The 15652-nt window shown below is 52.4% G+C and carries 13 protein-coding genes; 5 read left to right on the forward strand and 8 right to left on the reverse strand.

What is annotated here, in order from left to right; translation table 11 throughout:
• Positions 1-287: 287 nt before the first annotated feature.
• The 7 genes from ACQ4M4_RS26410 to recQ form a co-directional block, all read right to left on the reverse strand.
• A complete protein-coding gene (locus tag ACQ4M4_RS26410; protein WP_430687472.1) occupies positions 288-1157 on the reverse strand; it encodes a 6-pyruvoyl trahydropterin synthase family protein in 870 nt (289 codons plus the stop codon).
• 311 nt (positions 1158-1468) lie between these two features.
• Complete coding sequence (locus ACQ4M4_RS26415) at positions 1469-2257, reverse strand: amino acid ABC transporter ATP-binding protein (protein WP_430687473.1); 789 nt, start codon at positions 2255-2257, stop codon at positions 1469-1471.
• A 154-nt stretch (positions 2258-2411) separates the two neighbouring features.
• The gene (locus ACQ4M4_RS26420) at positions 2412-3362 is read right to left on the reverse strand and encodes a transporter substrate-binding domain-containing protein (RefSeq protein ID WP_430687474.1); all 951 of its coding nucleotides are present in this window, start codon (positions 3360-3362) and stop codon (positions 2412-2414) included.
• A 36-nt stretch (positions 3363-3398) separates the two neighbouring features.
• Positions 3399-4082, reverse strand: a complete 684-nt coding sequence (locus tag ACQ4M4_RS26425) for an amino acid ABC transporter permease (RefSeq protein ID WP_430687475.1) — start codon at positions 4080-4082, stop codon at positions 3399-3401.
• A gap of 192 nt (positions 4083-4274) precedes the next feature.
• Positions 4275-4949, reverse strand: a complete 675-nt coding sequence (locus tag ACQ4M4_RS26430) for an amino acid ABC transporter permease (protein ID WP_430687476.1) — start codon at positions 4947-4949, stop codon at positions 4275-4277.
• A gap of 349 nt (positions 4950-5298) precedes the next feature.
• Entirely contained in the window at positions 5299-7581 is a 2283-nt protein-coding gene (gene selD, locus ACQ4M4_RS26435) for a selenide, water dikinase SelD (protein WP_430687477.1), read from the reverse strand.
• Positions 7578-9797 carry a DNA helicase RecQ gene (recQ, locus tag ACQ4M4_RS26440; protein ID WP_430687478.1) on the reverse strand — a complete coding sequence of 740 codons (2220 nt, stop codon included), beginning with the start codon at positions 9795-9797 and terminating at the stop codon, positions 7578-7580. Before recQ ends, selD begins: the two co-directional genes overlap by 4 nt.
• A gap of 271 nt (positions 9798-10068) precedes the next feature.
• On the opposite strand from recQ, the gene speB reads away from it, so the two are divergent.
• Positions 10069-10974 (forward strand): agmatinase, encoded by a 906-nt coding sequence (gene speB, locus ACQ4M4_RS26445; RefSeq protein WP_430687479.1) that lies wholly within the window; start codon positions 10069-10071, stop codon positions 10972-10974.
• Between the two features lie 234 nt (positions 10975-11208).
• Here the strand turns inward: speB and ACQ4M4_RS26450 are convergent, their stop codons facing one another.
• On the reverse strand, positions 11209-11352 hold the full coding sequence (locus ACQ4M4_RS26450; RefSeq protein WP_430687480.1) for a hypothetical protein: 144 nt from the start codon (positions 11350-11352) through the stop codon (positions 11209-11211).
• A gap of 77 nt (positions 11353-11429) precedes the next feature.
• Here ACQ4M4_RS26450 and ACQ4M4_RS26455 point away from each other — a divergent pair, with 77 nt between their 5' ends.
• The 4 genes from ACQ4M4_RS26455 (at position 11430) to ACQ4M4_RS26470 (ending at position 15416) form a co-directional block, all read left to right on the forward strand.
• Entirely contained in the window at positions 11430-11981 is a 552-nt protein-coding gene (locus ACQ4M4_RS26455; RefSeq protein WP_430687481.1) for a thioredoxin family protein, read from the forward strand.
• A gap of 92 nt (positions 11982-12073) precedes the next feature.
• Positions 12074-12802 carry a UMP kinase gene (pyrH, locus tag ACQ4M4_RS26460; protein ID WP_430687482.1) on the forward strand — a complete coding sequence of 243 codons (729 nt, stop codon included), beginning with the start codon at positions 12074-12076 and terminating at the stop codon, positions 12800-12802.
• Positions 12789-13337 (forward strand): ribosome recycling factor, encoded by a 549-nt coding sequence (gene frr, locus ACQ4M4_RS26465; RefSeq protein ID WP_430687483.1) that lies wholly within the window; start codon positions 12789-12791, stop codon positions 13335-13337. Before pyrH ends, frr begins: the two co-directional genes overlap by 14 nt.
• A 960-nt stretch (positions 13338-14297) precedes the next feature.
• The gene (locus tag ACQ4M4_RS26470) at positions 14298-15416 is read left to right on the forward strand and encodes a geranylgeranyl reductase family protein (RefSeq protein ID WP_430687484.1); all 1119 of its coding nucleotides are present in this window, start codon (positions 14298-14300) and stop codon (positions 15414-15416) included.
• The last annotated feature ends 236 nt before the right edge of the window (positions 15417-15652 follow it).

A 15652-nucleotide genomic window follows, 5' to 3' on the forward strand; every position in this document is an offset into this window, starting at 1 on the left:
GCTTGATGAGGTCGCTACTGTACTTTGGAGAGGTTTTGGTAGAAATTCTATTTAAATGCATAGCCTACAGCTGTCGCCAGCATCGTTAGGATCGAGATGGTTCCGAGGGCTACCTTGCCGCTCTTAAAGCTGTCTCAGCCGAAATGGCGATCGCGATAATCCGCTAGGGACGCAGCCAACTTCTAAAGCACAAAAAAACGGCAGAGCCCGAGATGCCATGAGAAAGCCTTGGACTCTGCCGAAATTGCAACTATTGACAATTACTGATAACTAAGAAATTTAACCTTTTACACGTTGGCGAGTGTTGGTTCTTTGAGGGCGATCGCTTCCTCCTCTGCCAGGGACAATCCGTAGACTTCTGCCGAATTGTTGGGGCTTTCGATCAGCTTCACTTTGTGGAGTTTTGCGCCGATCTGGCGGATGGGTTTCTCCAGCAAATCGCGAATGTGTACAGCAATGTTCTCTGCCGTAGGCACTACCTTCGCAAAGTAGGGAATGTCGTGATTCAAAAACGTGTGATCGAAGGGTTCCACGACGTGTTCATCCACTGCGTTTTGGAAGGCGACCAAATCTGCAATCATGCCTGTGCGTGGGTCAATCTTGCCTTTAATCGTCACTTCTAGATGATAGTTGTGACCGTGACCGTGAATGCGGGCGCACTTGCCGTAGATTTCGGAGTTTTGCTCTAGGGTCAGGTGGGGCAGCGCCAAACGGTGGGCAGCGCTAAAGTGAGTGCTAATGGTGAGATACGCTTCCATATGGTTTCCCTCGTAGTCAGCCCAAAGTTCAGGATGTTCAAAAACTTGAATGTTGGTGATTGGTAAGTGGGGAGAAAGACGATTCCAAATCACCCGCGCAATATTTTCGGTAGTCGGCAGGGTTTGCTGAAACTCTTCCCACGCATCATTTAGGTAAGCAAAGTTCAACTGGCTGGTGACTTCGCGTTTAATCACCTGCTTCACATCCGACAGGTTGAGCACCATGCCGTATTCGTCGAGGTCCCCCTCCATGGCAACGTACAGCACGTAGTTATGCCCATGACCGGGTGCGTTGGCGCACAGGCCAAAGCGTTCAAAATTTTCGGCCTCGCTCAGTTCGGGCAGCCAGTACCGATGGCTAGCCGAAAACTCAGCGCGGCGGTTGATGATGCATTTCATGAATTGGCCTCGGATGAGACGAACGGGTTCAACGTCTTAAAACTTGTTACGTTATGTTAACGCGTCACCCTACTAGGATAACGTTCCCGGGGCTCGCGTGCGCATTCTCCCTCGGCGTAAAACGGTAGAAAGATCCATCAAAAAACTGCCTGCAACGTCCGGTTGAACGATCGCAGGCAGTTGGATGCAATTGGATTACTAACCTGAGTGATGGATACGCTGAAGTGCTCACTGTTGCTGGCGCAACGCCGTGCAGCTCGCCAAAACACCCGGAACCAAAACTCAGGTGATGGCTAGGGGCGTTTCCAGGCTTAATGCAGAATTTGGGCCAAAAACTGTTTGGTTCGTTCGTGTTTGGGATTGCCAAAAAAGTCTTGAGGGGTGGCTTCTTCCACAATCAGGCCATCGGCCATAAAGACAATGCGATCGGCTACTTGTCGGGCAAATCCGACCTCATGAGTCACACACACCATCGTCATTCCCGATTGTGCCAAGGTGCGCATTACATCCAGCACTTCACTTACCATTTCTGGGTCAAGGGCAGATGTGGGCTCATCAAATAGCATGACCTTGGGCTGCATAGCCAGGGCACGGGCGATCGCCACTCGCTGCTGCTGCCCTCCCGAAAGTTGCCCCGGATACTTGTTGGCCTGATTCAAAATGCCGACTCGCTCTAGTAATTCGCCTGCTACCTGCTTGGCCTGTTCTTTCTTCCAGCCCCGCACCTCAACCGGAGCGAGCATGACATTTTGCAACACCGTCAGGTGAGGAAACAGGTTGAACTGCTGAAACACCATACCCACCTCCCGCCGAATGGCCTCAATATTTTTCATATTGTGGGTGAGCTGGATGCCGTCAATTTCGATACTGCCTTTTTGATACGGTTCCAATGCATTAAACGTGCGAATAAAGGTGGATTTACCTGAGCCGGAAGGCCCCATTACGACCACGACCTCACCCCGGTTGACCGTCAGGCTAACCCCGCGCAACACGTGAAATTTGTTGGGATACCACTTCTCCACATCTTTGGCGATGATGACGGCGTCGGATGCTTGATCGGCATCCATCGTTGATGTGGCAATCGGTTCAAAGTGAGTCATATCACCATCCTTTATGACAGTTGATTTGCCTTAAGCTGAGAGTTCACAGAGCGATCGCACTTCTATTCCATTCAGGATCTCCAATCCCTGCCAGATGCAAGCAACCAGCAATGGAAGCCCTGAGTGAAGGGGCGATCGCTCAGATTCATGGAAGTTAGAAAGATGGAAGATCGAGCGGTTCACCAAACCATTGTTGCGAGAGTTCATCTAGCTCTCCCGAAAGCCGTTTGTTGGTCACAAATACATTCACCCACTGCAACAAGTCCAAATCACCCCGACGTAGACCAATAAAGCAAGGCGAGTTGCGCATCACAAACTTGTTCTCGATTTCTCTCGCAGGATTATCTTGAATCACCTGAGCTGCGATCGTATTTCCAGTTGCAATTAGATCGACTTGCCCAGCGACCAGAGCCGATGTGGTAGTGCTATTGTCCTCAAACCGTTTAATGTCCACATTGGAAGGAGCCCGTTTGGTAAGTTCCAAATCTTCGAGCGCACCCTGAGTGACCCCCACTGTTTTGCCAGCCAGGTCTTCGTAACCAGACACTGCTTGACCTTTTGCACCATAAATTCCGGAATAAAAGGGTGCGTAGGGGATGGAGAAATAAATTGATTTCGCCCGCTCTGGGGTAGCTCCTAAGCTAGAAATCACTAAGTCCGCTCGGTTGGTTTGCAGAAAAGGAATCCGATTTTGGCTAGTAACGGGAATGAGCTCCAGCTCAACCTCCAACGACTCGGCCAGCAGCTTTGCCACGTCCACGTCATAGCCCTGGGGTTGGCCATCGGCTCCCATAAAACCAAACGGCTGTGAATCCTGAGGTACCGCGATGCGAACTTTGCCAGCGGAAAGAATTTGGTCAAGGGTTGAACCCAACACTGTGGAACTTGCTGGGGCAGCCGCTGGATCGGCCGCCACCGGAGAGGATGGCGCAGATGCGACATCTCCAACAACCGATTGAGACGTGATGGAACCGCTAGAGCAGGACACCACACCCACGGCTACAAAAAGGCTGGCCAGCCCTACCATAACGGTGTTGATCAGGATCTTTGGCAGGCCGAAGCGAGATGAGGGGCTTTTCAAACGTTTCATTGGACGATGGGACATGGTGGTTCTCCTAAAATTGGGAAGGGATAAAGGGGATTAACCCTTGAGGGCAAACTGTCGCTCTAGCCGCTTGCTCCATAGCGATAGCGGAAAGCAGAGGCAGAAGTAGATCAATGCAGCCAGCGAAAACACCAGAAATGGCTTGAAGGTGACATTGCTGATGGCTCCGGCCGATCGCGTCAATTCCACAAAGCCAATGACCGATGCTAAGGATGTGCCCTTGATGACCTGTACGGCAAAGCCGACCGTTGGCGGAATGGAGAGCTGGATCGCCTGGGGCAGAATAATTTTTCGCAGCTGCTTGAAGTAGGGCAATCCCAAAGCGGTGCCTGCTTCCCACTGTCCGTGCGGAATTGCCTCGACTGAGCCTCGCCAAATGTCGCCCAAAAATGCACTGGTGTAGGTTGTAAGGGCGATCGCTGCGGCTATCCATGGCGACAAATTCAAGTTAAACAGCACCGACAGCCCAAAAAAGGTGAGAAAAAGCTGCAACAGTAGCGGGGTTCCCTGAAAAAAGCCAACATATACCGAACTCAACAGCCGCAAAAGTTTGTTTGGCGAAATCCGCAATAGCATGATTAGAAAACCAAACAGACCACCGCCTACAAAAGCAATTAACGATAATAAGATGGTCCAGCGTGTGGCTAACAGCAAGTTGCGGAAAATAACATCGGCTGTAAATTGCTGAGCGGCAGATTGAGCGAATAAAAAACTAGTCATTCTCCAATTTTTTAACCTTAGTTGGATTCAATGTTGCTCTAAGAGGGTGCCTGAGAAGTATCAAATGTTTTGCATTTGTCCCCAACCCCCAATTCTGGGGACTTCCGACTCTGGTTTTCATTCACTGTCGCCCAATTTTGGGGATGTCGGGGGCAGTTCGGGGTGCAATTGGCACCTTTAAACTCTCAATTGCTAGCGAATGTATCGCATAAAATTAAAGAACTTTTTCTGAATCATCAACGCTAGCAACTTCACAAACCAAACCATTCCCAAATATAGAAATGCGATCGTGAGGTAGATTTCAAAACTGCGAAATGTTCGAGATTGCAGATAGCTACCCACAAACATAAGTTCTTCCGTGGAAACCTGAGACACCACGCTAGTAAACAAAATTGCAATCACAATTTGGCTCACCAAAGCGGGATAGATATTGCCAAGTGCAGGTACAAGCAATACATGTCTGAAAATTTTGAGCTTGGTTAGCCCCAATGCCATCCCTGCTTCAATTTGTCCTTTTCGAATTCCTTCGATTCCAGCACGTACAATTTCGGTTGAGTACGCTCCAAAGTTGATGGCCAAAGCTAATATGGCGGATTGCTCGGCGGTGAGACGAAGCCCAAGGCTGGGCAACCCAAAGTAAAAGAAAAAGAGCTGAATAATAAACGGGGTGTTGCGAATAAACTCGACATAGGCAACGGCGATCGCATTTGCAATTTTATTACCTGATGTTCTCGCTAATGCTCCCAAAATCCCCAATATCAAGCCAAAGCCAATCGAAATGAGTGCAAGCCGAAGGGTTAAAAATACCCCTTGCAGAAACAAGCCAAAGTTATTCCAAACGACAGAAAAATCAGGCGTGTATTCCATGTTTTTATGTCTTCTTCCCTAGCAAAAAGCTTTTGATGGTTATCCCAAAAATGACAACTATTAAAGTTAGCAAGTCGAGATTAAATGCTCGGATTTTGGCAAGTATCAGGAGGATGAAATGTAGTCTCAGATACGCTCAATGTTTCAGTGTGTCGATCTTCCAGGAAATTTAATTTTTATCAGTAATGAAATTGGACATGAAGAGGTTTCAAGGTGCGATCGCTATTTCAAGATCGCACTTCCAATGATCGCTATTTCAACAGTCTTGTATACCGTATACAGTTAGATCCAAAGAATTTGTCTTGTTGAATACAATTTTTGGGATAAAGTCATGATTCCTTGACGCGCTCTAGCGTGGAATCAATGTGATTGGAGTTGGTGTAAACAGAGGCGAGTCAACGCTTCCAATGACACGGCTATGGCGATAGCCAGCGACAATTAGGGCTTCAACACAGTCAGCAGCGCGATCGCCCGGAACCGATACCAGCAGTCCACCTGAGGTTTGCGGATCAACTAAAAGAGAAACGATGGGTTGATCGATCAAAGATGAACCATTGTCTACTAAATGAATTGCTTTGATGTTGCTGGCGTGAATAGAACTGAGAATACCTGCACGAATAGTGGCGATCGCGCCTTCCAGTATGGGAATCTCGCTCAGCTGAATCGAGGCCGACACCTGCGACGCGCGCAGCATTTCCGCCAAATGACCCAACAAGCCAAACCCAGTCACATCGGTGCAGGCTGTGGCACCATGCGCCAGTAAAATTTGCGCTGCTGCTTGGTTCGATTGCAGCATGGAGGCGATCGCCCCTTCAATCCATCGCCCTTTGGCCTGGTACTGCATCTCTGCAGCAAACAGTGTGCCCGTGCCCAGCGGTTTGGTCAAGATCAATGCATCCCCTGGCTGCATTCCCGACTTGCGCAGCAGGCGAGCGCCCACCGCTAACCCATTACAGGTCAGCCCAAAAGCTAAATCTGACCCTTCAACTGTGTGTCCACCAATGAGACTGGCTCCAGCCGCATGTAGAGCCTTCACCGCACCAGACAGAAGTTGGTACAGCGTTTCCTCGGTTTTGGCAGCGGTGGCATAGGGCAACGTGGCGATCGCCAGCGCACTCTGGGGTGTGGCTCCCATGGCAAACAGATCGCTCAAGCTATGGTGTGTCGCAATCTGCCCAAACACGAATGGATCATTCACGATCGCCCGAAAATAATCCACTGTTTGCACCATCACCTGACCTGCTGGCACCTGCACTACCGCCGCATCATCTGGTGCATCCAGGCCAATTAGCACATCCTCTCGGCGCAACTCGGGAAAATCCTGCTGGATACGGGCCAGCGATCGCTCCAATACAGAACTGCCGACTTTGGAGCCGCAACCAGCGCAGGGCATTTGGGATGGAAGGGAGTGGGGAGTCAGGAGTGGGGAGTCGGGTTCTTTCCTAGTCCCTAGCTCCTTGCTCCTAGCCCCTAATTCAAATCGCTGCATAAATTTGCGATCGATTTGGTCTTTCCAGTGCCAGAGCCAGGAAGTGGGGCCGAAGGTGAGGAAGCTGCGAGAAGCGACGGCGGTGTGATCGCCCAGTCCTACCAGAATTAGAAATTGCTTTTGGGGCACGAAGGGGCGGAGGGGGTGGCCTTGTAGGGCGTGGTGAAGATTGTCGAACAAGGGTTTTCCCTGGCGTACGGCAAACACGCCTGCTTTGGGCCGAGAGTGGTTCACCATAGTTGCCACGTCACCCGCCGCAAACACTTGGGGATGAGAGATGGATTGCAGGTTTTCGTTAACCAGCAGGAAGCCGCGATCGTTTGTTTTCAAGCCGGATGCTTCGAGCCAAGGGGCAGCGGAGGCTTGTGTCACCCAAAAGGTGTAGTCGCACGGCACGGTTAGGCCCGATTCGCACTGCACTGCGTCGGGCTCGATGGTGCTCACCGATTCCTGCAAGTGAAGCTGAATGCCTCGCTCAGTTAGGAGCCGCTTCATTTTGCGGCGCATGCTTGGGTGGCGTTCGGGCATCAGTTCCGGGCCGCGATGGAAGAGGTGGAGCTGGAGCGATTCGGTGGAACGTCCGGTGGATTGGAGCAGATGTTGCAGACGGGACTGGACGGACAGCGATAGTTCTACGCCGCCAGCACCGCCACCGACGACGGCAATACGTAGAGGCTGGTCGGGTTGCTGCTGAACCTGCTCCACCAAAGCATCCCAGCGTTGCAGAAATTTGGAGATGGGTTTGACGGGGATGGCGTGTTCGTTGGCACCGGGAATGTTAGACGCGGCGGGTGTGCTGCCGATATCCAGCGACAGAATATCGAAGGCGATCGCCGGATGATGGGCACACAGCACGCGGTTGTTCTGCAAATCCAGTCCGATCGCCCGATCCAGCACCAAGCGCGCATTGGCGAAGCGGGCCAGCGGTTGCAGATCAATGTGGCACTCGTCAAAGCGGTAGAGTCCGGCGACGTATCCCGGCAACATACCGGAGTAGGGCGTGTGCATCACATCGGTAATCAGCGTCAACCGCACACCGGGTAGGGGATTCATGGCCCACAGGCGCAGGGCGATCGCATGGCTGTGACCACCCCCTACCAGCACCAGATCCTGGCGAATTGGTTCTGTGGAAACGGGTTTCATGAGGCGTCCTTGAGCGATCGCCGCCACTGAGCCCGCACCAGCCGAATTTCGTCATAGTCGTAGGTTTCGCCCAGTTTCTCGCGAATGGGCTTGAGGGACAAATCTCCTACTGCTTCGATGGCAGATTGAATCTGCTGCTGCCGTTCCGGTGTCACCAGGGCATCAATATCTACGGGGTAGCCTGCTTCGACGAGAATCGAGAGATGGTCGTACACGGTGCCTAGCCGCAGACTTCGGGTTTGGGCGATGTCGAAGGGCGAGTAGCCATCTTGATACAGCTTCAGAGTTTCCAAATGGGTTTGGGATGCTTTGGCGGGGCCAGTGGGAGCGATCGCCTCTTCCATTGGCGGCAGCTCCATATCTACTAGCGGGGCCAGGGGTAAGTCTCGCTCTTGGCGGTAGGCGCGAATGGTAGAGATAAAGCGATCGCCGTACTGCCGCAGTTTGTGACTGCCCACACCGGAAATTTTGGCAAATTGCTCCAGGTTTTGGGGCTGCGATTGCGCCATCAACTTCAGGCTGGAGTCGGCAAACACCATGTAGGGAGCCAATGATTGCTCGTCGGCCAGGTTCTTTCGCAGCAAGCGCAGGCGATCGTACAGTTCCTCTACTTCGGCCCGGTTTGCGGAGGGCGTTGGCTCCAAATGCACGGTGGAGCGGGGAACCGCCAGCATAACGGTGCGCTGTTTGCGCAACACTTCCAGGCTCAGCTCGTTCAGCATCAGGACGGAAAAGCCATCAGTGGTTTCCTCCAACAAGCCTTGGTGCAGGAGCGATCGCCCCAGCATGCGCCACACATCGGCGCTGTGGTCTTTGCCAATGCCATAGGTAGACAGCGTGTGGTGACTGTTTTGCAGCACCTTTTTGTTTTTGGAGCCGCGCAGCACATCAATAATATGGTTCATGCCAAAGCGCTGTTGGCATCGCGCCACACAGGACAGAAACTTTTGCGCCTCAATCGTCCAGTCGTCCAGCGGCTGGGGATTGACGCAGTTATCGCAGGTGTTGCAGGAGCCGTCGAACCATTCGCCAAAGTAGCTGAGCTGAATGCGGCGGCGGCAGTCGGTGCCCTCGGCGTAGTCGATTACCTGGCGCAGCTGCTGGCGGGCAATGCGCTGCTCGTCGGGGTCGGGCTTCTGGTCAATCAGGTACTCAACGGTTTTGACATCGCCATAGCCAAAGAACAGAACGCAGGTGGCGGGCTCGCCATCCCGTCCGGCTCGGCCCGATTCCTGGTAGTAGCCTTCCAGGTTGCGCGGCACGTCGTAATGCACGACAAACCGTACGTCGGGCTTATTGATGCCCATGCCAAAGGCGATCGTGGCCACCATCACGCGCACATCATCCCGAATGAAGCGGGTTTGGTTGATGCGGCGGGTGTTGTCGTCCAGTCCGGCGTGGTAGGGCAGCGCAACGATGCCGTCCTGTTGCAGGCGTTCCGTCAGCTCGTCCACGCGTTTGCGGCTGAGGCAGTACACAATGGCAGAGCCGGAGGTGGGCCGCAGCAGGGCCAGCAGTTCGCTGTAGGTGCTTTTGGTTTTGGGCCGGACTTCGTAGTACAGGTTTTTGCGGTTGAAGCTGGCCAGATGGACGGTGGGCTGTTGCAGCGATAGCTGATCGATAATGTCTTGCCGGACGCGATCGGTGGCGGTGGCGGTAAGCGCCATGACGGGTACGGTGGGATAGCGATCGCGCAGAGTCCGCAGTTGGCGATACTCGGGCCGAAAGTCGTGGCCCCATTCCGAAACGCAATGGGCTTCGTCAATGGCAAAGGTGCTAATGCCAATGGTGCTGTGGATGTGATCGAGCCAGGGCAGGAAGCGATCGCCCAATAGCCGTTCTGGAGCCACGTACAACAGTTTGATTTCTCCGCTTTGAATGCGGACTTCTCGTTCTCGTGTTTCCTTGATTCCTAAGCTGCTATTCAAAAAGGTGGCGGCAATGCCGTTGTCTTGAAGCGATTCCACCTGGTCTTGCATCAGTGCAATCAGGGGCGATACGACGATGGTGAGTCCAGGCTTGAGCAGGGCGGGCAGCTGGAAGCACAGCGACTTGCCGCCTCCGGTGGGCATGATCACCAGCTGATCTTGCTGTTGCAGTGCCGCGTCGATAATAGAGCGCTGCCCCGCCCGAAACTCTTCGTAACCAAAGTAGTGCTTGAGCGCTTGCTCTAATGAGGCAAAGTGGGAAGGAATCGGAGAAGCCTGAACCGTCATGATGGCAGCAGTCTGATGCGATGGTCAATACAGCCGGTGTGGGGAGAAAGCAGCCTCGGCAAGAGGCCACAACTCGGCAGCGGGGCAAGGGCCGAATGAGAACAAACTTACCATATTGGCGATCGCCCGTTTGGCCCATTCATCTTACCGTAGCTGCCTTGGTTCTGGGCTCGATTGGTGAACAAAACTGAACGTTTCCAATGAATTTTGTCGATCGCTCGTAGATGTGTCAGGATCAGATGTTGCTGCCATTTCGAAGTGATTTCAGCCAATGTTGACTCAAACGCCAATTGCCGAACTGCCGTTTCTGGGTGACGAAGTTGTTGCCAGTTACGACACTGCCAGGGTTGTGATTCTGCCCATTCCCTACGAGGCCACGACAACGTACCGCAAGGGCTGTGAGCATGGCCCAGCGGCGCTATTGGAAGCCTCGCATCAGGTGGAATATTTTGATGAGGAGTTTGATCGCGAGTTTTGGCCGGTTGGCATTTATACCCATGAGGCGATCGCCGATACGCGCCGTGGCCCGGTTTCTGCCGAGGAGATGCTGAAGCAAACGCAGGAAACGGTGGCGAAGCTGATTGCCGATGGCAAGTTTGTGATTGGGTTAGGGGGCGAGCATAGCATTACCACGGGGCTGGTGGAAGCCTACCGTCAGGCCAATGATGAGCCGTTTACGGTAGTGCAGATTGATGCCCATGGGGATTTGCGCCATGAGTATGAGGGCTCGATTCACAATCACGCTTGCATTATGCGGCGAGTGGTGGATATGGGTCTGCCGACGCTGCAAATTGGCATTCGCAGCATTTGTAAGGAAGAGGCGGATCTGATCAAAGAGAAGAATCTGAAGGTGTTCCGCGCTCGCGAAATTGCGATGAATCCGGGTTGGATTGATGAGGCGGTGGCGTCGATTGCCACCCAGAAGGTGTTCTTTACGATTGACCTAGATGGGATTGACCCGACGCTGATGCCGGGGGTGGGTACGCCGGAGCCGGGTGGCTTGCACTGGTATGCGATGATGACGTTCATTCGCAAGGTGTTTGAGGCGCACGATGTGATTGGGGCGGATGTGATGGAGTTGGCACCAATTTCGGATTCGGTGGTGTCGGAGTTTACGGCGGCGAAGCTGGTGTACAAGCTGATTGGGTATCAGGCGGTGGTGAAGGGTTGGCTGTAGTAAACTTCCTGCATTAGTTGTTGTGCGGCTGAGCCGCACAACAACTAATGCCTCAAACAGCTATGTTGGCAGGAGATCTAGTGCTCTGTGGATGTTGGGAGGTTTGGCCCTCATTCAAAACTCTATCCGGGGGACTTCCCCCCAATCCCCCGCTGCCAGGAGACGGGCGCGTCCCCTAGGACCCCTCCGCAAGGGGTTAACAGCTCAGTGCCAATCCGCACTCCGGGTTAGGGTTTAGGAGAGGAGGCAGAGGGGCGCGGATTGGGGTGTGGCGTGGGTGCTCCGGTTGGGATGCCAATGTTTGGGAGAGGGAGTGCGATCGCCAAACGAAGGCTGAGCGAAGCGGAAGCCCGGTGGGGTTGCAATCCAAAATCGCAAGTCTAAAATCCAAAATGTTACGGGTTTGGTTCATGTCATTCTTTTTAGTCTTTTAGCCGTTCGATTGAGTTTGGCTTATGTGCAATCAGGGAATGGTGGTTGGTGGCTATGCTCCGGATTTTGAGTTGCCGGGGGTGGATGGGGCGGTGCATCATTTACGGCGATATTTGAGTTCTCATCGGGCGATCGCCGTGGTGTTTATGTGCAACCACTGTCCCTATGTGCGGCTGTATCTGGAACGGTTGAAGCAAATTCAATCGGCATTTGCAGAACAGGGGGTGGTTTTGATTGGGATTAATGCCAATGATGATGCGCAGTATCCTGACGACAGCTATGAAAATATGAAGCAGTTTGCAGCGCAATATCAGCTCAACTTTCCCTATCTGCGAGATGTTACGCAGGATGTGGCGGAGGCGTTTGGGGCGGAGCAAACGCCGCAGGTATTTTTGCTGGATGGGGATGGGGTGGTGCGCTACTGTGGTGCGGTGGATGATAATGCGCAAGATGCTGAACGGGTGACGCAGCGGTATCTTCAGGATGCGATCGCCCATTTACTGGCAGGTACCGATCTCGAACAAACCACCACCAGCGCTGTGGGTTGCTCGATAAAATGGAAGCCTGAAATATAGAGCCGATAAAGTGTGTACGATAAGTGGCGCAGAAGGGATGTCCTGCTGTTATCGTAGGTTGGAAACAATTAGCGTTCGGAGAAATGTCACCCATGGGGACTCCATATCAGCGAGTTTTACTAAAGCTGAGCGGCGAAGCATTAATGGGCGACCTGTCCTACGGGATTGACCCAACGATCGTCGATAACATCGCTGAAGAAATCACTGAGGTCACCAATTCGGGGGTGCAGGTTGCCGTTGTCGTTGGTGGCGGCAACATTTTTCGCGGCATTAAAGGGGCCGCATCTGGGATGGATCGGGCCACGGCCGACTACATTGGTATGATTGCCACTGTCATGAATGCCATGACCCTACAGGATTCATTGGAGCGAAAGGGCGTTGCAACGCGGGTGCAAAGCGCCATTGAAATGCAGGAAGTTGCAGAACCCTATATCCGTCGTCGAGCCATCCGCCATTTAGAAAAAGGTCGGGTGGTTATTTTTGGAGCCGGTTCGGGCAACCCCTTCTTTACCACCGACACCACAGCAGCCTTACGAGCTGCCGAAATCAATGCCGAAGTGGTGTTTAAAGCCACCAAGGTAGATGGGGTGTACGATTCTGATCCCAAAACAAACCCCAATGCGCGCCGCTATCAAAGCCTCACCTACAGCCATGTTTTGGAAAAAGACTTACGTGTGATGGATGGCACGGCGATCGCACTGTGCAAAGATAACAGCATCCCCATCATGGTGTTTAGCCTTGCAGAGAAGGGCAACATTTGCCGAGCCCTGATGGGAGAACCCATTGGAACACTTGTAGGAGGCTCTTGTGAAGTTAGCTGACGTTGAAAGTCAAATGCAAAAGACCATTGAAGCAACCCTGCGATCGCTCAATACGATTCGCACCGGGCGCGCCAATGCATCGCTGCTTGATCGTATTTCGGTTGAATATTATGGAGCCGATACACCGCTCAAGTCTTTGGCCAACATTAGCACACCGGATTCCACCACGCTTGCGATTCAGCCCTTTGACCGCTCTAGCTTGGGCTCGATCGAAAAGGCCATTCAACTATCTGACTTGGGCCTGACCCCCAACAATGACGGTTCTGTCATTCGCCTAAACATTCCCCAACTCACCACCGAGCGTCGTAAAGAACTCGTCAAAGTTGCCGCCAAGTATGGCGAAGAAGGTAAAGTTGCGATCCGCAACATTCGACGAGATGCCGTAGAAGGCATTCGTAAGCAAGAAAAATCCAGCGAAATCTCGGAAGATGAAGCGCGCGATTTGCAAGACGAGGTTCAAAAACTAACCGATAAATTTGTTAGCAAGATCGACGCACTGTTGAAAGACAAAGAAGCCGACATTATGAAAGTGTAGGGTATTGTCCTAAGTACTTTCAGTTCTCAGCGAGTTCTCAGCAGTCAGCTCGTTTGTTTTTGAGAAGCTAATCTCTGCATAGCGTTAGCGTTCTCAAAAGCAAACGATCTTGCCTGTTTCGATGAAGCGATGCCAAGAGACACCCTTGTTCAGCGCAGTTATTGAGCAAATTCTGGGCAAATCTTGGGCAAAATTTGAGTAAATCCTGATCAAAATCGATTCTCAAAACTTGGCAAAGGCGGCTTGGCTACAGGGTTTTGATCAAGCTACCAGAGGTGATAACCCCATCTACCACCCAATGTCGACGCAAAGCAATGTGGATTCAGACAGAACTGTAGCTAGACTGGCTTGCAGTTCCTATGCGCCAATCGGGGCAGGCTCCACCATCGCATGGCGCACTACAAAAGCCATATGCATGGGGTAACCGCTGGCATAAATTGCATCCACTTGTTTAAGAGCGAGATCACGACTTTTGTAGGATTGGAGTACTCGCTCGGAACCATTCGAGAATTGAACGCAAAGTTGCCAAATCATTTGCTAACTCCGTCTTTGCAATGATGGGGAATGAATGGAAAAACACGCTTCACTAAGCTTTCACATTGGCATCTTACAAACTTCACAAAGGGATTGCACTCCGTAAAACTTGCTAATCATGCCTGATTGGAAAGTACGGTATTGGGCATTGCTGACCCTACATCCCTCTGTAATTGCACGAGTCGTTGTGCTGAGGGAACTTAGGAAAAGCGATCGCCCAGCGCTGTAAATGCCCAAGCCTCAAGCCTTCTCAATGGGACTCGATCTCTCTCAACCACGGATTGGAAGACTCCGTAGTCTTTCGGTTTGTCGCCAGGTTCCCCCACTAAACCCGCTGCACCATCCCAAGCAGTGCTATAGACTGGTGAATGTTAATTTTTTTGAATCTCACGGGTTGGTGACCTCATCCACCGGCACAAGTAGCTTATGTACGATTGCATCATTATTGGCGCTGGCCCGGGGGGCGGTAGTGCTGCGTATCACCTCGCCAAGCGCGGACGCTCGGTTTTGCTCTTGGAAAAGGCATCACTGCCGCGCTACAAGCCCTGTGGAGGGGGGGTAGCGCCCCAAGTAGCCGAATGGTTCGATTTTGACTTTAGCCCAGCCATTTCGCTCAAGGTCAATTCCATTCGATACACCTGGAACATGGATGATCCGGTTGAGGTCAATTTGGACCCAATGCAATCGATCTGGATGGTGCGGCGAGATGTGTTCGATCACTTTTTGGTGCAGCAGGCGCAGCGCCAGGGGGCCGAACTGTGCGACAACACCGAAGTCACAGGAATTGAGTGGCAGAGCGATCGCTGGCAGGTGAACACCCCCAATGGTCCGGTAACCGGGCGGTACTTGGTCGCTGCAGATGGGGCCAGAGGTTCTATGGCAAAGTGGCTGGGGTTTGAGAATCGTAAGCGGCATTTGGCCGGAGCGTTGGAAATAGAAGCCGATGCTCAGGTGAATCCCCGAGAGCCGGTTCATTTTGAATTTGGAATGGTGAAGAACGGCTACATTTGGAACTTTCCCAAAGCGGACGGCTATTCCATTGGGGTGGGCACCTTTCGTGGCGGAGAACGGCAAGACTTTAAAGCGATCGTGGCCGAATACTCCAAGCTATTTGATGTGGATTTGAACCAAGCCCGACAGTTTGGTCACCCCCTAACGGTGTGGGACGGAAACCAAGACCTGCATACCCAAAATGCTGTGCTCGTTGGCGAAGCCGCTTGCGTCGTTGATCCCATGACGGCTGAGGGTATTCGCCCGTCGATGTTCACAGGAGTAAAAGCGGCAGAAGCCATTGATGCCGCGCTAGGCGGAGTTACCGATGCCCTGGCAACCTACACCCAAACGATTCAAGAAGAATGGGGCAGCGAAATGCTGTGGGCACAACGACTAGCCGCGGCCTTTTATCGGTTTCCCGGCATAGGCTACAAACTCGGCATTAAGCGACCCTCTGCTAGCAAAAAAATGATACAAATTGCATCCGGCAAGTTGCGCTATCAAGATGTGGCAGACCGTGCCCTGAAAAAGCTAAGCGGTGGACTGCTATAGGGTGTTTAGGTTTTTCCAAGATTTGGGTGTTGAACTTACAAGTTAGGGGCGATCGCAGAACCTGCGAGCAAAGCGTGATGCAGAAAATCGATGAGATTCAAGTCATTCTCACCGATATTCCGCAGGTTGCTGGGAATTAATTAAGCAGGTAGTAACGGCAGTAAGGTAGGCCCAAAAGTTGGATGATTTTAGAGCGCTCATCCATCAGATTACTGACCTGCTGAGCTTGCCCGATT

This window comes from Leptolyngbya sp. AN02str, assembly GCF_050565595.1.
Taxonomy (GTDB): domain Bacteria; phylum Cyanobacteriota; class Cyanobacteriia; order Elainellales; family Elainellaceae; genus Kaiparowitsia.